Raw genomic sequence first — 17,922 nt, 5'->3', positions numbered from 1 at the left:
TAACTTCAATTACTAATAGGGATTTTCTCAAAGCTAATACTCGCTGAAAAGTCCTCTATTTTTTAATCCTTCTACTAATTTTACCTTCAGGTTCGAGATCTGCCCTAAATGCAAAAAGGCAAAAATTAGAGTTTTTGCCTTTAGCATTTTTCCTGCTTTACTGTCAATTTTCAGCGTCGCGCTGAGCTATTCGGATTGGGGAGACGGCTAATAACTGCATTTGCTGGTTGTGTTTGGCGACTTGCAGGTTTTTCGCCAACACCTTTGGCAACCTCAACGCCGTTTTCCTCCAGAATCACGACTGGATCGGCTCCGGGCTTGATATCCACCCGCTTCACCAACACTTGCCCGTTAGACAGCCGCTGCCCGACTTTGACATATCGGCTGGTTGGTTCATTCGGTACTTTGACAATCACTTGCGTCTCGTTCCCGACTTTTACCACCCCGCTGACTTCAGTGCCTGTAGCGAGGTCAGTAGAAGGCGGTGGCGGAACTACTGGGATGACGGGAGGAGGCGGGGGATTTGGATCTACCCACTGGGGCGGGCGCTTGTCTACTGGCAGTTCCGGCAGATCCGGTACTCCTATGGGTCTCGCTGCTATTGGCTGGGGCGGGCGCGGGGGTGCCGGAGGGCGAGGCTGGCGAGGCTGCGGATTCCGCCCATCTTGGGCTCTACCTCCTATTGGCCCAGTTGTACGACGACCGGTGCCAGGGCCTGTTCTGGCAACAGGATTTGGGTCTCTCCATGGGGGCGGGCGCTTGTCTACTGGCAGTTCCGGCAGATCCGGCACTCCTATGGGCCTAGCTGCAATGGGTTCGAGTCCAGGCGGGGATGTACGACGAGTACGATCTAACTGAGGAGGAGTTAGCCCCGGAACTAGGGGCGGCGTGCCAATTTGTCCCCCGGTGCCTCCGGGTAAGGAACCATTGCTGCCACCGCCACCTACCCGAGGAGGAGTTAGCCCTGGAACTATGGGAGGCGTGCCAATTTGCCCACCGCTGCCTGCGGCTAAGGAATCATTTCTGCCACCGCCACCTAACCGAGGAGGCGTTAGCCCTGGAACTATGGGAGGCGTGCCAATTTGCCCCCCATCTCCTCCGGGAAATAAAGAGCCTCCCGATCGACCTCGTAGTTGCTGAGTGCCCGCTCGACCGCCCGTAGGTTGCCTGGGGATAGTAAACGTCTGATCAGCCGTAATTGGGGGGGGAGCCAATAACTCGGGAAGTTGGGGTAGCACGGCAACTTGTCGCTCTGGCAGTTTGGGGATTTCTGAGGTAGTCCCACCCCCTCCTGCAGGGATTTGAACTGCGATCGGCGGCAGCGGCCCAAAGGGATCTAACTGAGAAGGATTGCCTGTCACAGGGCCTTGGGGCACAGGCTGAAGCGGAAGCGTTGGATTCCTGTTTTTGTTGTCGCCGATATTTGTTTGAGCCTGTCTTGCTCGTTCGTCTGGGTTGGTCGATCGAATTAACCCTGGAGGCTGGGCCGCTACTATTGGAGACTGGAAAGTCTGAGTTCCTGGGGTGGGGCTGGCAGAGGCTGCCGGAGAGGGAGAGGCTGCACTCGGGCTGGGGCTGGGGCTGGCTGTGTTGCTGCCCTCGCCACCGCAGCCTGCGATCGAGAAAGCTAGTAGTCCTATAGTTGCAAAATATAAAAGTTTGTACATTGCCGATCGCCCCCAAATGCTTAATTTCAAGATATCCAACAAGGCTCTGCAATTACAGCCTGTTGCCGTTTATCAGTTTATCTGTGTTTCGATGTTATGTGATCGCTTGAAAATTGCCAAGTTTTCCTCACGATCTGATCGGACTCTTCGGCCGCTGGGTTTTGTGGAGCAAGTTAGGATATCAATGGCGGTCGTTGTGGGAAATATTGAAGCAATTAAGGTATTTAGATCATGGCAAAAGTGATTCTCAAGCGGATTTGGCGATCGGGCTTTGTTTTTGCGACTGTTTTGGTGGGTGTGGGATCGGTGGGGGGCGGCGAGGTGCATTCTGATTCACATCAGCCAGAAACCCAGGTGATGACATTGGTGTCCGATGGGAATTCTCAGCAGCTCGATCGCACTATAACGGGATCGGGATTCACAACTGGCAAATTGTACTCTCAGTTTTGGAACCCGTCAAATGGTGGTGCCAAACCCCCAGCAAATCAACGGGCGAAGCCTCCGGGGAATCCACAGGTATTTCAAGCTAAAATCAAGCGTCGCGCAGGCGGGACGCCGGTGATTGATGTGGTATTTAACGGCAACAAGACTTTTGAGATGATTCTCGATACCGGGGCGAGCGGCACTTTGATTTCTCAGCGGATGGCTACTGCACTGGGAGTGAGGCCGGTGCGTACCATCAGAGCGGGGATCGCTGACGGTAGCGTTGTCGAGTTCCCGATCGGCGTAGTGCGATCGATTCGGGTTGGGGGTGCTGCGATCCAAAATGTCGAAGTGGCGATCGCCAAACAAATGCCAATAGGTCTGCTCGGTCACGATTTCTTTGGCAATTACGATGTCAAAATTAAAAAAGATGTTGTAGAATTTTATGTCCGCTGAGAGTGAGCTGATTCGGAAACGGATTTTTGCTCAACTGGTTTAAAGTTATTCCCAGCCCAGTCAAAGCTGTTTAATCTCTTCCTTGAGGCAGTAGTAAAAGTCCGCCATCTGTGGTATTATTTTTAGTGTTTCAATAGCAACCTACCGTTGAACAATTCGTAAAAATGCGGCCGCAAAAGCAGGGTCGCTGTTGGTTAGATAGGTAACAGCCTCCGACTGTGCATTCACAGTACAGCCCAAGGCAATCAATTAAACAATTCCCAAAGCAGGTCGAAATTAGTTCCCACAATGCTGTGGCTAAGGGAATTTTGGTTGGCATTGTTCAGCCGGAGCCGAGAAAATATGTAAACTGATTAGCGGCAGATGTTCCGCAAAATCGGAAATCATGAAAATCGAGAAATTAATTATTGTAAATAAGGTATTCACATGGCACAAGCGTCTGTATCTCCTGTAGTGCTGATTATTCTAGACGGCTGGGGTTATCGTGAAGAACAAGACGGAAATGCGATCGCCGCTGCGAAAACACCCGTGATGGACAGTCTCTGGGCCGCTTATCCCAGAACTCTGATTAAAACATCGGGTCGGGCGGTAGGACTGCCAGACGGGCAAATGGGTAACTCAGAGGTTGGTCACTTGAATCTGGGCGCGGGTCGCGTGGTTCCTCAAGAGTTGGTGCGGATCTCGGATGCAGTGGAAGATGGTTCTTTGCTCAACAATAAAGCGCTGGTTGGGCTTTGCGAGAAAGTCCGCGCCACGGGCGGCAAGTTGCACCTGACTGGTCTTTGTTCTGAAGGTGGGGTTCATTCCCATCTCAGTCATATTAAGGGTTTGCTGCAATTAGCAAAGGCACAGGGAATTTCGGATGTTTGCATTCACGCGATTACAGACGGTCGTGATACTACTCCGAAAGAAGGTGTCGAAGCTCTAGGCAAGATTGAAAGTTATATCGCAGAGGTAGGGGTGGGTCGGATTGCGACCATTAGCGGCCGCTACTACGCGATGGACAGGGACAAGCGCTGGGATCGGGTGCAGCGCGCTTACGAGGTGATGACGACTGAGATTGCCCCTGACGGTCGATCGGCGGTTGATGTGTTGCAGGCCTCTTATGCTGAAGGAGTGACGGACGAGTTTGCAGTTCCGACTCGGATTGCTCCAGGGGCGGTGGCATCCGGCGATGGGATGATTTTCTTTAATTTTCGCCCGGACAGGGCTAGAGAATTGACTCAGGCTTTTGTGGTGCCGGATTTTAAGGGGTTTGAACGGCAGTTAATTGAGCCGCTGACGTTTGGGAGTTTTACTCAGTACGACCCGAAGTTGTCGTCGGTAATGGTGGCTTTTGAACCGCAGAATTTGAACAATATTCTGGGCGAGGTGATTTCTAAGCACGGTTTGCAGCAGTTGCGGACGGCGGAAACTGAAAAGTACGCTCATGTGACTTATTTTTTTAATGGGGGTCTGGAAGAGCCTTTTATCGGGGAACACCGGGAGTTGGTGCAGAGTCCGATGGTGGGGACTTACGATGAGGCGCCCCAGATGTCGGCGGATTTGGTGACGGATGGGGTGGTGACGGCTTTGGAAAAAGGCATCTATTCGTTGATGGTGATTAACTACGCTAACCCGGATATGGTTGGTCATACGGGGATGATGGATGCGACGATAATTGCGATCGAAACTGTGGATAAATGTTTGGGGCGGCTGGTGAGCGCTATTAGTAAAGCTGGGGGAACGGCAATTATTATTGCTGACCACGGAAATGCTGAGCAGATGTTTGACGAGGACGGGAATCCCTGGACGGCTCACACTACTAACCCCGTGCCGTTTATTCTGGTAGAAGGTGAAGGTCTGAAGATTCCGGGTCACGGAACGGATGTTCCTCTGAGGACTGATGGTTGTTTGGCGGATATTGCGCCCACGATTCTGGAGCTGTTGAGGTTGCCTCAGCCCCCGGAGATGACGGGACGTTCTATGATTCGATCGGCTGAGTTTGAAGTTCGTGCCAATCGCACTCCGGTGCGAGTCCGATTGTAGTAGGGACGCAGGATTAGGGACAAAGGCTTTCGCCGTTCTTCGTGTCAATTTAAGCTGTCATCCGCCCAGTCCTCCCGCCCATCCCAAGGCTGTTTCATTCTCAAGAAAACGATGATTTTGTAGGGGCGGTGCCCCTGTGCCCGCCCTCCCCATCGACCCTTTGTTAGGTGTTTCAGGGATTGGGGCAGCCACGGGGGGCAGCCCCTACAAGAGAATGAAACAGTCCTCCCGCCCATCCGATAGTCCGCCAGGGAATGAATTCCCTGTCTAATAGCGAAAGTCCTCTCAAGAGGACTAATGAGTTTAAAAATTCGGCGTTGGTGAATTGGGGTATGAAATTTGTAGGGGCAATCCCCCCGTGGTTGCCCCACTGCTGACAGCGTAAGCACTTAGAATTACCCCATCAGGCAAAATCATACTTGGATTCAGCAGTACCAAAATTCTTCTTTTCAGTCCTCTTAAGAGGACTTTCGCTTTGAGGCAGGGAATTCATTCCCTGCCGGACTGCGGGTTTGACGTTAAGTTGACACGCCTTGGGCTCTTGGAGTGTCTCTGCATAAATTGCGGGCGATCGACCAAATTTGATATCATAATAAATTACCGATTACTAATTACCAATTACCCCGGATTATGGATATTGTTTCTGTGTTACAAGTTATCTGGTCTTTGTCTGCTTTAGGACTTGTGATTTTTGTGTTGCTGCACAGTCCTAAAGGCGATGGTATTGGAGGGATTGGCGGACAAGCTCAATTGTTTACCAGCGCCAAGAGTGCAGAAACGAGTCTGAACCGGATTACTTGGGGTCTGTCTATTGTTTTTATGGGTTTGACGGTGATTTTGAGTGCTGGTTGGTTGACGCCTAAGTTATAAGATTCGGATTTTTAACCGCAGATGAACGCAGATAATATCAAGTTCATCTGCGTTTATTTTTGTGTAGCTGCACTCAGAAAAATGCGGTTGGGGAAAGTGACAGTAAAACCTCGATTACTGGCTGGTTTGGGATTGGCTCTATGTTGTTTTAGCCTGATAATTTTTAGTCAGGTTAATACTCCGGCAACGAGTCTTTCTTCTCTCCCGAATAGTTTTCCGCCTCCACAGGTTCACCCTTTGCCGCCAACGCTGGCCAATTGGCAAGATTCCACCGATAGCGGTGATTATTTTGACCAGATTAAGCCACCGAATTTCGGTCATTTGTTGTGGTCGAAGTTTCCGATTCAGGTTTATGTAGAGCGTCCAGTTGATGCTAATAAGTCTGAAGAATGGGTGGCGGCTGTGTTGGGTGTTGTGCGGGAATGGGGGGTTTATTTGCCTTTGGAAGTGGTGGATAGTTCGGAGGTGGCTGATATTAGGATTTTACGTCGGGCTCCGCCTTTGCGTCAAGGGGTTTTGCGATCGCGTTCTGGAGAAGCTACCTATGAATTATATGCCCGTCGCGATGGGGATAAAACTGTGTTATCTCATCGGTTTTCGGTTTATTTGAATCCGACTCAAGTGGGTAAGTATATTCCGGCGACGGCGCGGCACGAGTTGGGTCACGCTTTGGGAATTTGGGGCCACAGTTTGATGGAAACTGATGTGCTTTATTTTTCTCAGGTGAGAAACCCTCCGCCTATTTCGGCTAGGGATGTCAATACTTTGAAGCGCGTTTATGAACAGCCGACTCGGTTGGGGTGGTAATATTAGTTTTGATATGTAAAATCGTGTCAGTAAAAAGATGAAAGATGAAGCTTTTGGCATTGTGCCAGTTTTTGCGACTGAAACTGATAGTTTGTTTTTGTTGATTCAACATCAAGCGGGACATTGGGCGTTTCCAAAAGGTCACGCGAATCAGGGAGAATCGGCGCTAGAAACGGCGAAGCGGGAGTTTGAGGAGGAAACTGGCATCCGCGATTGTGAAGTGCTTGAGGAGCCTAGTTTTGTGGAACGTTATTCCTTTGTTAAGGAAGGGAAGCCTAGTTCTGTGGAACATTATTCCTCTGCGAAGGAAGGGGAATCAATTGAAAAGACTGTTACTTACTTTTTGGCTTTTGTAAATTCAATGGAAGTTCAGTTGCAAGTAGAGGAAGTTCAAAATTCGGCCTGGAGTTCCTTTGAGGATGCAGTTAAGCTGATTACTTTTGATGGGAATCGGCAAGTTTTAAGGGAAGTCAAAGCATTTTTGGACGCGAGGAAAGAGTGTTAATCAGTCTTGGATACACACACTTGTTTATGTAGAATGTGCATTATTCACTTTACGCTATAAGTAGCCTGTTAAAGCACTTTTTGCGTCCGCGAATGTTAATATCTAGTCCGGTTATACGATCGCAATTAAGTTTGTAGTAAGGACTTTAGTGCTTAGTGACTGCAAGCTTTAAGAGAGAGCTTGATTCCTTACTACAAACAAATTATTTTGTTAGATACCCAACTTCTTCAATAAGTCGGGGATCTAGGTATTCTGTGTGATTATTTGTTGATTTTCTGGGCTTCGGCGTGGTGTTGCAAGCGAGAGAAAACGTTGTAGGCGTCGGGGCCGGGAGTATCGTGTTCCTGAGCGCCGTCGATGGGGCCGTCAATGGCTTTCCAAGCAGGAATTCCGCCTTTTAGTTCGGCTACTTTTTGAAAGCCTGCAGTGCGTAGAAGATTGGCAGCTTCGGCGGTTTGTTGGTCGTTTTCGCCGTAGATGTAGATGTCGCGGATGGGTTCTAAACTCGATTGTGCGCGCTCAACTAATTCGTCCATTGGCATCATTACCGCGCCGGTAATGTGGCTTTTGGTGAAGCTTTCAAAATCACGAGCGTCGATGATTGTGAGTCCGGGTTCGCCCCAATCTAAACGGGCTTTGAGGTCGTGGCTAGATGCTTGAGCTTTTAAACCAGGAGGGGTGGGAGTCAAATCGGGAAGCTTTTCTTTGATGTCGGAAATTTGATCGGGAATAGTTTTCATGAGTAAAATGTTGTTCAATGTTTTGATTGCTATTGCAATGTAACAAGATGTGTAGGTTGAATTCGTCTTTCTAAAGGCAGAACCCGGCATTGAACTAAAGTCGCAGTTAAGCTGGTTTGTGGGTTGTTAGCTGCGGTTGGGATCGCTACATTTGTTGAGGTTGCTAGAGCTTAGCGGGCTGTGCTTAAAATTGTTTCGATCGCATTTGGTGCAGAGAAGTTGAAGTGCGATCGCTCGTTCGATTCGCTATTTTATCAAAGAATTCAATTTTAGTCAATCCCTATTATTTTTAAATGAAATTTGCATAAGTTGTGCGTAGCCTCGCGCGGATTTTTGCGGAAAAGTTTAAATGTTGGCCAGCAAGGTTTCTGGTAAAATCTAAGAGTAAAAACAAGTATTTAAAGGTGTCAAGAACCTCAGCCTAAAGGCATGAGGCTTGAAAGAGAAATCTAACAAGCCATCTTGACCAGCCTAAGTCTTAACTGACTACGTTTTTTGAGTCACGACACCGGGAGAATGCGAAGCTAGTTCCCTGCTCTGTCGCTAGTGGTTAAACAGTTCTAAGGTCACTGGAACAGTGCTGCTAGCCTAACAAGCTCACTAAACATTGGCAAAGCTAACTTTACCCCAGAAATGGGAGATTGAGGACCCCCATATCCTCACGGGGGGGGCAACCATACCCCCCCTACCCCGCAAGGGAATTCAAATTAAATGTAAAGCCGTCCTGTAAGGACGGGGTTTCAGACCCGAGGAATTTTGATGAATATGTCTGAGAAAGATGAAATTGCGGTGCCTAACACTTTGACACCGGAAGAGCAAGCGGTGTGGGATGCGAAGGCGAAAGTTCGGGTACTGCTGAATTTGTGGGATTTGGGCGGCGGGAAGATGAAGGTGAAAAAGGGGGATTTGACTAAGCGGATTGTGCGGACTAATGAGACAAGTCAGAGATATCTGGGAGTGCTCGGCGAGTTGCAGGCGACTGGGGCGATCGAGTATTCGCTGGTAAATCGGGTGACGCTGGTGGAATTGAGCGCGAAAGGGAAAGAAGTTTTAGCCGAAGGCTTGAAAAGTAAGGATTCTCTGTTTGAGTTTGATGGTTCTCAAATTGGTACTCGGCTGGGAAATTCTTTGTTGAAGTGGATTCGGCATCAGGATGGTGCGGCAAGTGTTCGGGTTGAGAAGGGGAAGGGGGATGTAGGGGCGATCGCATCCTATGACGATTTTAAGGCTGTGGCGCTCGATGTGTATGACAGCTTGAACCGGGATTATAACTTAGACGATTTAGTGCCGATTTATCGGATGCGACGGGCGATCGGGGAAAGGGTAGGGCGATCGGAGTTCAATGAGTGGCTGTTGGAAATGCAGGCTAATGACATTTTTCAGCTAATGGCAGGGGAAACCCCAGACATCACCCCAGATAAACGTGAAGACTCAATCATCATTCCTGGTGGTACATTGCGTTACTACGCCAAGCGCTTAAATCCATAAAATTGTTCTCAATCTTTTTGTAGTTCGTTACCTCACACCCGATAACTATGAACAATATACCAGTTTCCCCGATAGAAGCCCTGAATGCTGCCATTCAAAATCACAATCCATTTAGCAAAGCTGGCATTGTCAAAGAGCAAGATATTTGGGGGAAAGGGTTCCCCGATCTTCCTACTCTAAATGCTCATGCTTCCGATGCAATTTTTCAGGCAGTTGAAAAAGTAAAGACAAGTCAATCCAGTCAAGAAAAGGTGACTTCACTGGTATTAACTGCTTCAATGGGAGTGGGTAAAAGCCACATTTTGAATCGTACTCGCCAGAGGCTAGAAAGCAATGGTAATGCTTTATTCGTTTATGCGAGTGTTAATAATTACACAGACTTAAACTTTATCAACTACCAATTTCAGCAAACTTTAGTTAATAGTTTAAGTCGCCTAAGTAGCCAAGGTGTCATGCAATGCCAGGAAATAGCAGCAGCAATGGCCAACGAATGTTTCAAAGCTATGAATGCTGCTACACCAAATCTTTCTCCTCAAAAACTACTCGATCAATTTGATAAAGTATGTGAGAGTTGGGCTAAGAAAAATAAAAATTACATGAAAGCCCTAACTAAGCAATTTCTTAAGACAAGATCAAATGTAGACCCTTATATTGTTCGAGCGTTTTTGTGGACATTATCAGACACTGAAACACCTTTTGCTATCAAATGGTTGTCTGGTGAAGAGTTAGATAAATCTAAAGCTGAGGAACTAGGATTGCCGACTAATTCCGGCAAGACTAATCAGGAGAGAGAAGTAGAATCTCTTAACAATGTCCAGAAAATTTTAAATTTGGTGAGTTACTACCGTCCTATCATCATTTGTTTTGATGAAATAGATGTAAATCGAGATTGTTGTAGCGATGATGGATTAACAACAGTGCACGTAATTGCCGCTCTAGTTAAGCGTTTGTACGATACTCTCGAACAATCAGAACTCAGTCAAGGTTTAGTTATTATCACAGTAATGGCACCCGATGCTTGGAAAACAGTTAATCTGATGCCTGGTAGTATACCCGATCGAATTTCAACATACACGCAGCGAAAACCCATCGATTTAAACCAGTTGAATGGTGATTATTTAGTTGATTTAGTCAAACTATGGTTGCAAGATTTTTATCATGTCAGAAATTTAAATCCTCCTCATCCGGTCTACCCATTTGAGGAAAGTCAACTGAGAGAATATGGCAGAGGTAAGCCAACTGTACGCGAAGCTTTGACATGGTGTGCGGAGAATTTTAAAGTTTTTATGCCTCCAATGCCTGAACTTCCAGAAGATCCTGCTGAACGGTTTGATCTTGCTTTTACCAAGGAACTTGAGGGAGACATCCGAGAGGATATGAAGGATAGTTTCACAATTGCTAATGCTATTTGCTTTGGCTTTTTAACCCTGATAGGTGAGACTGTAGATAATGTAAAAATAAATAACATTATGACAGAGGTTAAGCCAAAATTACAAAATGCGAATTGGATTGATTTCAAGATAATTGGTGTAGAAAATGGGAAAAGAATCAAGATTGGTGTTGCAGTCATTCAAACTTCTCAATCTGACTTAGTTGCTGGATTAAAACGCTTAATTGATTATCAAAAATTTGATTTGACTCGCGGTTGTTTAGTCCGTTCCCAATCAAAAATAGAGAAAATGAGCAAAAACTCTCCAGCATACAAGCTACTAGAACAACTCGTATCAGTAGAAAAAGGCGGTGAGTTGGTGTACTTGATTGAAGACCAAATAAAACCGTTATTTGCTCTCCGTGCTGTTTATGAAAAATGCACAGAGTATAATTTAACCCAAGACGAGGTTTTTAATTTCATATCTCAGAAAAAGCTCACTTTTGACAACCTTTTACTGCGAGAAATTTTGAGCGATCCGTCAAATCAAATGCCTGTGGTTGATGAGGAAGATGAACTCCAACTTTTAGAAGCTCTTTTCAACCCTACCAGCAGTGAGGATACAGATGATGGCGATCTAAGCGACCAATTTAGTTAAGTATGAACCAATCAATTTTGCTTCAAACAGCACTGGCTTTACCAGTTCCAGATATTGAAGCTTTAATCCAAGGGCGAATGATTGCAGCTATGCCTCGGATGTTTCTGAATCCGGGGCGGACATTTGCTTTGTATCCAGCTCATCTTTCGGTTGATTTGCTATCGGGCGATAGATATTATCGATCGCATTTTTTACCCGTTGCTCAAAAGGCACTTGCTCAGTTAAATTCAGATAAAGTTTCGATCAAAGCTTGGGCTAAGTGCGAATTGTGCCAAATGGTGAATGAGCCTGAATCATTAGAGGCTTTGTCGCGGTTAACAGTCTGGAAAACAGAGGCATTACAGCAAATTCTCCAGCAGCGTCCTTTTATTTTTGTAGCTCATCTTCGCGTTTATTTGCTGCCTCAGCCGCTGGAAATGCCAGTGCATCCCAGCGGCAATTTTGTACCTTTGCCAAAGTCTCTAAATGTTACTGATTCTTCACCTGTGTTGAGCGATACTATCTTTGCCAAACGCCGTCAAAAGCTGGAAAAACTAGAGCCTCCAGAACATCCAGAATTGGAAGAGTTGCAAAGTGCATTAGTGCATTTATCCACCACCAACCCAAAAGCCAAACAACTAGACGCAGAAATCAAAATGTTTCTAGGTTGGTCGGAAAATTCACCAACAGCAAAACCCGATCGAGATTTTGATTGGATTAAAACGATCGCACCTTTGGGCGATCGCAGCATAGAACTAGAAGAAAAAAAAAGCAATTATCAAGCAGGCACCGATTTTGAGAATATCACACGTCAAAGCCTTGAATTCTTAGGATTCAAGATTGAGAATGCCTACAAAGGCGGTGCTGGTGGCTTAGATTTATTTTGCTCCCAACCCTATCCCTTAGTTGGTGAGTGTAAGGCGGGTAGACTTATCCCCAGTCGAACTGCTGAGGAATTGATTAAACTGGGAGGAATGCACTTAAGTCGGGATAAATTTTTAGAATCTACCAAGTTAGTGATTGGCCCTGGCAATCCTTCGGTGGATATGTTGAAAGCAGCACAAGAATGGAAAGTTAGTATTATCAATGCCATGACTTTACAGAAGCTAGTTGAGTTAAAAGCTAAATATCCCGGTGCTGTCAACTTAGTTGAACTCAAGCCCTATCTAGAAATGGGGCGGCAAATTGACGACCGAATTAATGATTATATTCAGAAAGTTGCAAGAGAAATTAGGCTGCGATCGCAAATCATACAAGCAGTGAAACAACTTTGCTCAGATAGCGACTTTCCGACGGTTGTTGAGATTAAAGTTCAATACAATGCTAGATTTGCCGCCACTGATTCTAAGCTGACAAACGAATCAGTAAAGGATTTGACTATAGAACTTTCTTCACCGCTGACTGGTTACTTAGGGCGAATTAAAGGAGACAATTCGCAAAGCGATCGCTTTTATTTCCTGCGCGACTTGCCGCTAGATGATTAAGATACGTCAAGGGCGATTCCCTGCGGGATATCTTCGCTTCACGTACTTCATCCAATTTCCTACACAGCATCAGGATCTACGCCCAATTCCCGCAACCTCGCGGCCAACCTTTCAGCTTTCTGCAATTGAGCTTGTTCTGCCTTAATTAACCCTTCGACCAATGGCGGATATAAAATTTCATTGACTGATAATCTCAGATTGGGAAATACTACAGATTCCATTTCTTCACCCGGCAAGTAATTTACCTCTGTATAAATGTCATCACCTTCGAGAAATGCCATAACTCGCACCCGTGGCCTGGTTTCTGCTGGGTCAATAATCACATATTCCGGCACGGTAAACGCATCTAAATTAATTGGACAAAAACGTAAATTTGTGCATTACTAAATAACTAATCCCCAGGGGCGATCGCTCTTTTTTGTGGGAGGCTGCTGGGACTTATACCAATTTTTTATGAGGCCCCGTAGAATCCGATCCCCCCTAGCCCCCCTTAATAAGGGGAGTAGGGGGTGGGACAAGATTCCGATCAAAGTCAACCCCTACTACCCAACAATCAGGGGGATTTAGGGGGATCGAGATATGTGCAACTTCACATTAAATTGGTATTAATCTATTTTTATCAACAAAGAAAGCTCGCTTTTTGAGGATAGCGAGGGCGATTCACTTTGGCTCAACTCTATTATCTAGTTGACTAGAAAAAACTTGACTATGCTTGAGCATAGCTGCTTAATCCTTGTAAATCTAATTGTGATTCGCTACTTATTAAATTTACTATTAACTAAGGCCAATTCGACTTTCTTGAGAGGCAAAATTCTGCATCTATAACTGTGAACCAAACTATAAAGTTATTTTGGCCCTTGGCAATTAGGTAGCCGCCAAAATGTGGCTCTTAGAAGATGAATATTGTCAAATTTTGCCAACGGCTGCTTGGGGTTGGGCCTGAATCCACGAGCCCAAGCCCGATCGCACTCCCTGCAACCTCGATCGAGATTCTCGCCCCATAGCCGAATTGTAAAGTTTTGTGACAATTTTAATTTGGTAGCTTTAGATACAGAATTGTCTGTTATAGTGATAGAAGAGAAGAAAAAACAAGCCCAACATTAATCTAAAGAATACCGAGGAACCCCCTATGTCTACCGAAAATCAAGCTCGCTCTCTGATGATGCGCCACCACCAACTTGTGAAGAACCGTCAGCAATCCATGCTCAACCGCACCGCCACCGAAGTCGGGATGGAAGATACGCACTACTGGGGTCACATTCAAGGCAAACCGCAGCCCAGCTTTCAAGCCAGTTACGATCGCAGCAACGCCACTATGAGCTAGCCCAAGCTCAATTTCCTCAATTGCCTACGCAGTTATCAAGAAATTGGGTCTAAAACCCCGTCCTTCTAGGACGGCTTTGTATTAAGATGGATGTGCCAAGGTTAAACTCCATCACCATCGTGAAACTGTTAAGACACACTTTTAGGTGTAAAAATTGGGCACAGTGCTGCGAAAACACTTAAAACAGCGAGAGAATCAACGCATTCTCTGTACCAGAAAATACATCATTTGGTTTAAATCAATTAAGTAGGGTAGGGCATACCCGAACTCTAGGTTCGTATCCTAGTACGCTTTTGGAGATAGACCCTCTGGGGTTGCTGTGAATTAGGCTCGTCAATTGGTGTAATTGCACGGTTGAAAAGTTTAAAGATTGCCGAAAGGACATAGTGCTTAAAGGTCAGTCGATGAATTAAGAATCCCTACGCCTTTAGGCTAGGGAGTGTCAAGTCAACTCAAGAACAAGCCCGCAACCTGATGATGCGCCATCAACACGTCGTCAAAAACCGTCAGGAATCCATGCTGAGCCGTGTGGCTGCTGAAGTTGGTTTAGATGCTGGTTCTCCAGCGAGTATCGATCGCAAATAACTCGTTTTTTCAAAGGCGAGATAGTTGAATCGAGTTTGTTCTTTGCCAGCTAAAAATTAATAATGTCAATTACAAAACCGTCGCGACTTCTTCTTGAGTTATAACTCTAGATTGGAAGCCGCGATTAGTTTTATGGGAATTGGGAATTGGGAATGGGGAATTGGGTTCAAAAGAATGGGGAATCTAAAATCTAAAATCGTTCGACTGAGCGCTCACGCCGAAGTCTAAAATCTAAAATCTAAAATCTAAAATCTAAAATGGTATAATCCCCTTTCAGCAGATTGAAGGCTACTAGGGAGGTCATGATGTCGGACTGGAAAGAAATTGACGGCGGAGTTACAGCACCCAGAGGGTATAGAGCATCGGGAATTACAGCGGGCTTGAAGCCTTCAGGCTTGCCGGATTTAAGTTTAATTTTGTCAGAGGTAGACGCGATCGCCGCCGGAGTCTTCACAACCTCCACCGTCCGGGCCGCTTGTGTGGACTACTGCCGCCAGCGTTTGCAAGCTAAACCCAGCGCGAAAGCAATTTTGTGCAATGCGGGACAAGCTAATGCTGCTACTGGCGAACAAGGTTTGGCAGATGCCCTCGAAAGTGCCAAATTGTTGGGAGAAGCGCTGAATATTCCTCCAGAATCTATTCTTTTGGCCTCCACTGGCGTCATCGGACAGCGGATAAAAATGGAGCCGCTGAGGGCGGGAATTCCGCGATTAGTTGCGGAGGCATCGGAAACGGGTTCCGATGCGGCGGCTAAGGCTATTTGTACGACTGATTTAGTGCCGAAAACGATCGCCCTCGAAACCATGTTTGGCGATCGACCCGTCCGCATCGGCGGCATTTGTAAAGGTTCGGGAATGATTCACCCGAATATGGCAACAATGCTGGCATTTGTAACTTGCGATGCAGCAGTTTCATCGCATTTGTGGCAAGAAATGCTGAGTCGGGCGGCTAACAGAAGTTTCAATCAAATTACTGTTGACGGCGATACCAGTACCAACGATTCGCTAATTGCTTTGGCAAACGGCCAATCCCGCACACCGGCAATTACGGAAATGGGGGCAGATGCTGAAAAATTAGAAGCGATGCTGACAGAAGTTTGCGTGCATTTAGCAAAGGCGATCGCCCGTGACGGCGAAGGTGCAACTTGTTTGGTAGAAGTGCAAGTTAGTGGCGCGCTGGATGAAGTTTCTGCGAGTAAAATTGCCAAAACAATTGTCGGTTCTTCTTTGGTGAAAGCTGCTATTTTCGGACGCGATCCGAATTGGGGCAGAATTGCGGCGGCGGCTGGGCGCGCTGGTGTCGCTTTCGATCAAGAGAATTTGCGGATTCAATTGGGGGATTTTTTGATGATGGAAAACGGGCAACCTAAAGAGTTTGATCGCGCTGCTGCAAGTAATTATATGAAAGCGGCTGCGGAGGGGGAATATTTGAAGGCTGATACGGTTTTAATTCAGGTTAGTGTGGGGAATGGCAGCGGTTTTGCGAAAGCTTGGGGATGCGATTTGAGTTACGACTACGTGAAGATTAATGCGGAGTATACGACTTAAATAAGTCCAGGCGGTTACAAGTCCGGGCGGTTAGAAACCGCGCCTACACAAACAAAACCAGACGAGAGAAAGTTGAAGGCAAATTTCACACAATTTAAACTCAACTTCCCCCCGTGGGGCAGGGCTGTTTCATTCTCTTGTAGGGGCAAACCCCCCGTGGTTGCCCCGATCGCTGAAATGCCCAATTTATAGTGTCTGGGCCTGGGCGGGCACGGGGAGTAGGGGTCGCACCGCCCCTACAAAATCTTGGTTTTTCTGAGAATGAAACCGCCCTGCCCCGTGGGGGGAAATTAAAAAATTTGAAACCTTTACTCACCAAGTTAATCTCAGCTTTTTGCTCCTCATTTTAAAATCGCTAAAGCCGTTACAGAGCTCAGCTTTTTAGGATTTTAACAAAAGAGCGCTAAAAATCTTATTCAGACTAAGTTTCAAGACTTTTTAAGCTTATTATTAATAAGTCTAATATAAAGTTTGAAAACACGCCCTAACCAAAACTATCGGAGACAAACACATAGCCGCCGCCATATCCAACATTATCATCCACTAATATTAAGCCCTCGTTACCCTGCGGATCGCCACTCTGAGCAAGTCCATAATTCACCACGCGCAACAACCGCTGCGGCGTAAACGATTCCAATTCCACAAAATTGCCTGCATCCAGCCACGCTAGTTCTTCTGCTGTTAAACCTTGCCTTACAGCGTCGGGTAATTGACGGGCTGTTTGTGCCATTGTTTGAGATTGCTGCACAAACATCTCACGGGTTGCTAAGATTTGACGGGGAGAAATGCCTAAATCAAAAATTGTCACCTGTTGATTCGCAAACCAGTTTGGATTAGTTCGCAGTTGATGTACCAAGCCAACTCCAGCAGGGCTCGCATTGTGCAGCGCATAAACTTTCAAATCGGCATTGCGCCGCAGCATTTCAATCACGGTACTGAAGATGCTTTGGGGATAGCCACTAATACTAAGAATGGCGCAGTTGTTTTCAAAATGGACGTTGTTGGCAATTAGGAATTGAGCTATTTCGTCACTGTCACAGATAATTGCGCGATCGAAGCTGTAGGCGCTGACTTCGCGATCGATGGTTGCGGGCAAAGCCTCTTGACGAGCAGCAGGCAGCAGTTTTTCTAATGTGCCGTTTACCCTTTGCCAGTCTCCGAGCCATTTATCGCTCTGCGCTTGATTAACGAGAAATATTTCAACCGTTATCTGGGGGCGTTTTTTTTGTGAAATGCCGAGCCAGTAGGAAAATAGCCCTAGTGTAATCGCTACAATGTATCCTGAAGAATAATCAAATATTAGGCTTCCTGAAATGCCCAGCACTAAAATAATTCCCCCTAAAATCTGGAGGTTTTTAGCATTATTTCTTCTGCCACGAATACCTTGAGCAGGAGATTTGCTGTAGTGGAACAATAGCCCTATCCAAATCAAATTGTAGAGAGCGAAGGGAATAACAACAGAGAATTGTGACGGAAAAATAGCAGAAGCCCAGTTAATGCCGAAGATGCCCATAAATACGCTAAACAAGAAGTAGGTCAAAATCCAACTGGTTTCTGGGGCGCGAGATTTAAGCTTTTGGTCAATAAAATACAAAAACTGTTTGTGCGTAAAAAACAACATATTTTGGCTGGAAATATTTTCGATCGCCTTTTTGAAAAAGGGATCGGTAAATGCTAATTTTTGATCGGTGACGGTAGTGGGTTCAAAGACAAACGGATGGTTGCACTGTTTACAGCGACCTGAGTTCCTGGTACGATCGCTCAAAATGTTGTCTGTTTGACACTGGACGCATTTCATTCCCATTTCGGTTACTCCTGATTGATTTAATGGATTTATATCGTTGGCGATTGTTTCGGAATGATTTAACCGCAGAGGCCGCAGAGGACGCAGAGGAAGAGAAGAGAGATAATAAGTAGAAGGAAGAAGGAAGAAGGAAGAAGGAAGAAGGAAGAAGGAAGAAGGAAGAAGGAAGAAGGAAGAAGGAAGAAGGA

Annotated in this window: 14 protein-coding genes; 10 read left to right on the top strand and 4 right to left on the bottom strand. The window is 46.2% G+C overall.

Annotated elements, in window-relative coordinates; genetic code table 11:
• Positions 1-170: 170 nt before the first annotated feature.
• A complete protein-coding gene (locus QUB04_RS14370) occupies positions 171-1,667 on the bottom strand; it encodes a hypothetical protein (protein ID WP_333285212.1) in 1,497 nt (498 codons plus the stop codon).
• Positions 1,668-1,898: 231 nt separating this feature from the next.
• On the opposite strand from QUB04_RS14370, the gene QUB04_RS14365 reads away from it, so the two are divergent.
• The 5 genes from QUB04_RS14365 (at position 1,899) to QUB04_RS14345 (ending at position 6,756) form a co-directional block, all read left to right on the top strand.
• Positions 1,899-2,546, top strand: a complete 648-nt coding sequence (locus tag QUB04_RS14365; RefSeq protein WP_333285210.1) for a retropepsin-like aspartic protease — start codon at positions 1,899-1,901, stop codon at positions 2,544-2,546.
• Positions 2,547-2,972: 426 nt separating this feature from the next.
• Complete coding sequence (gpmI, locus tag QUB04_RS14360) at positions 2,973-4,574, top strand: 2,3-bisphosphoglycerate-independent phosphoglycerate mutase (RefSeq protein ID WP_333285208.1); 1,602 nt, start codon at positions 2,973-2,975, stop codon at positions 4,572-4,574.
• Between the two features lie 630 nt (positions 4,575-5,204).
• Positions 5,205-5,444, top strand: coding sequence for a preprotein translocase subunit SecG (gene secG, locus QUB04_RS14355; RefSeq protein ID WP_333103648.1), 240 nt, complete (start codon positions 5,205-5,207; stop codon positions 5,442-5,444).
• 81 nt (positions 5,445-5,525) lie between these two features.
• A complete protein-coding gene (locus QUB04_RS14350; protein ID WP_333285333.1) occupies positions 5,526-6,251 on the top strand; it encodes a peptidase in 726 nt (241 codons plus the stop codon).
• A 37-nt stretch (positions 6,252-6,288) separates the two neighbouring features.
• Positions 6,289-6,756 (top strand): NUDIX domain-containing protein, encoded by a 468-nt coding sequence (locus QUB04_RS14345; protein WP_333285205.1) that lies wholly within the window; start codon positions 6,289-6,291, stop codon positions 6,754-6,756.
• Positions 6,757-7,016: 260 nt separating this feature from the next.
• Here the strand turns inward: QUB04_RS14345 and QUB04_RS14340 are convergent, their stop codons facing one another.
• Positions 7,017-7,496, bottom strand: a complete 480-nt coding sequence (locus QUB04_RS14340; protein ID WP_333285204.1) for a rhodanese-like domain-containing protein — start codon at positions 7,494-7,496, stop codon at positions 7,017-7,019.
• A gap of 765 nt (positions 7,497-8,261) precedes the next feature.
• On the opposite strand from QUB04_RS14340, the gene QUB04_RS14335 reads away from it, so the two are divergent.
• Genes QUB04_RS14335 through QUB04_RS14325 form a run of 3 tightly spaced genes read left to right on the top strand, consistent with a single transcriptional unit; the run spans position 8,262 to position 12,474 of the window.
• Positions 8,262-8,984: a hypothetical protein gene (locus QUB04_RS14335; protein WP_333285203.1), complete on the top strand. Its 723-nt coding sequence runs from the start codon at positions 8,262-8,264 to the stop codon at positions 8,982-8,984.
• Between the two features lie 47 nt (positions 8,985-9,031).
• Positions 9,032-11,011: a P-loop NTPase fold protein gene (locus tag QUB04_RS14330; protein WP_333285202.1), complete on the top strand. Its 1,980-nt coding sequence runs from the start codon at positions 9,032-9,034 to the stop codon at positions 11,009-11,011.
• Between the two features lie 2 nt (positions 11,012-11,013).
• Positions 11,014-12,474, top strand: coding sequence for a DUF1802 family protein (locus tag QUB04_RS14325; RefSeq protein WP_333285200.1), 1,461 nt, complete (start codon positions 11,014-11,016; stop codon positions 12,472-12,474).
• Between the two features lie 59 nt (positions 12,475-12,533).
• Here QUB04_RS14325 and QUB04_RS14320 read toward each other — a convergent pair whose 3' ends face one another.
• A complete protein-coding gene (locus tag QUB04_RS14320; RefSeq protein WP_333285198.1) occupies positions 12,534-12,797 on the bottom strand; it encodes a hypothetical protein in 264 nt (87 codons plus the stop codon).
• Positions 12,798-13,603: 806 nt separating this feature from the next.
• On the opposite strand from QUB04_RS14320, the gene QUB04_RS14315 reads away from it, so the two are divergent.
• Together QUB04_RS14315 and argJ are read left to right on the top strand one after the other, a co-directional pair.
• Positions 13,604-13,798, top strand: a complete 195-nt coding sequence (locus QUB04_RS14315) for a hypothetical protein (protein ID WP_006631905.1) — start codon at positions 13,604-13,606, stop codon at positions 13,796-13,798.
• Between the two features lie 890 nt (positions 13,799-14,688).
• A complete protein-coding gene (argJ, locus tag QUB04_RS14310) occupies positions 14,689-15,930 on the top strand; it encodes a bifunctional ornithine acetyltransferase/N-acetylglutamate synthase (RefSeq protein ID WP_333285331.1) in 1,242 nt (413 codons plus the stop codon).
• A gap of 484 nt (positions 15,931-16,414) precedes the next feature.
• On the opposite strand, the gene QUB04_RS14305 is transcribed toward argJ, so the two are convergent.
• Complete coding sequence (locus tag QUB04_RS14305; protein ID WP_445301059.1) at positions 16,415-17,728, bottom strand: hypothetical protein; 1,314 nt, start codon at positions 17,726-17,728, stop codon at positions 16,415-16,417.
• Between the last annotated feature and the right edge of the window lie 194 nt (positions 17,729-17,922).

Origin of the sequence: Microcoleus sp. D2_18a_B4, from assembly GCF_036702475.1 — a bacterium.
In the GTDB taxonomy this organism is placed as follows: Bacteria; Cyanobacteriota; Cyanobacteriia; order Cyanobacteriales; family Microcoleaceae; genus Microcoleus.
The sequence above is the reverse complement of the archived record's forward strand: the minus strand, read 5'-3'. Positions and strand labels throughout refer to the sequence as shown.

Excerpts from the sequence above, each read along its gene's own strand:
- QUB04_RS14350 (WP_333285333.1), top strand. The coding sequence starts at position 5,526 with ATGCGGTTGGGGAAAGTGACAGTAAAACCTCGATTACTGGCTGGTTTG.
- QUB04_RS14315 (WP_006631905.1), top strand. The coding sequence starts at position 13,604 with ATGTCTACCGAAAATCAAGCTCGCTCTCTGATGATGCGCCACCACCAA.
- QUB04_RS14340 (WP_333285204.1), bottom strand. The coding sequence starts at position 7,496 with ATGAAAACTATTCCCGATCAAATTTCCGACATCAAAGAAAAGCTTCCC.
- gpmI (WP_333285208.1), top strand. The coding sequence starts at position 2,973 with ATGGCACAAGCGTCTGTATCTCCTGTAGTGCTGATTATTCTAGACGGC.
- QUB04_RS14370 (WP_333285212.1), bottom strand. The coding sequence starts at position 1,667 with ATGTACAAACTTTTATATTTTGCAACTATAGGACTACTAGCTTTCTCG.
- QUB04_RS14365 (WP_333285210.1), top strand. The coding sequence starts at position 1,899 with ATGGCAAAAGTGATTCTCAAGCGGATTTGGCGATCGGGCTTTGTTTTT.
- QUB04_RS14305 (WP_445301059.1), bottom strand. The coding sequence starts at position 17,728 with ATGAAATGCGTCCAGTGTCAAACAGACAACATTTTGAGCGATCGTACC.
- QUB04_RS14330 (WP_333285202.1), top strand. The coding sequence starts at position 9,032 with ATGAACAATATACCAGTTTCCCCGATAGAAGCCCTGAATGCTGCCATT.
- QUB04_RS14335 (WP_333285203.1), top strand. The coding sequence starts at position 8,262 with ATGTCTGAGAAAGATGAAATTGCGGTGCCTAACACTTTGACACCGGAA.
- QUB04_RS14345 (WP_333285205.1), top strand. The coding sequence starts at position 6,289 with ATGAAAGATGAAGCTTTTGGCATTGTGCCAGTTTTTGCGACTGAAACT.
- argJ (WP_333285331.1), top strand. The coding sequence starts at position 14,689 with ATGTCGGACTGGAAAGAAATTGACGGCGGAGTTACAGCACCCAGAGGG.
- QUB04_RS14325 (WP_333285200.1), top strand. The coding sequence starts at position 11,014 with ATGAACCAATCAATTTTGCTTCAAACAGCACTGGCTTTACCAGTTCCA.
- secG (WP_333103648.1), top strand. The coding sequence starts at position 5,205 with ATGGATATTGTTTCTGTGTTACAAGTTATCTGGTCTTTGTCTGCTTTA.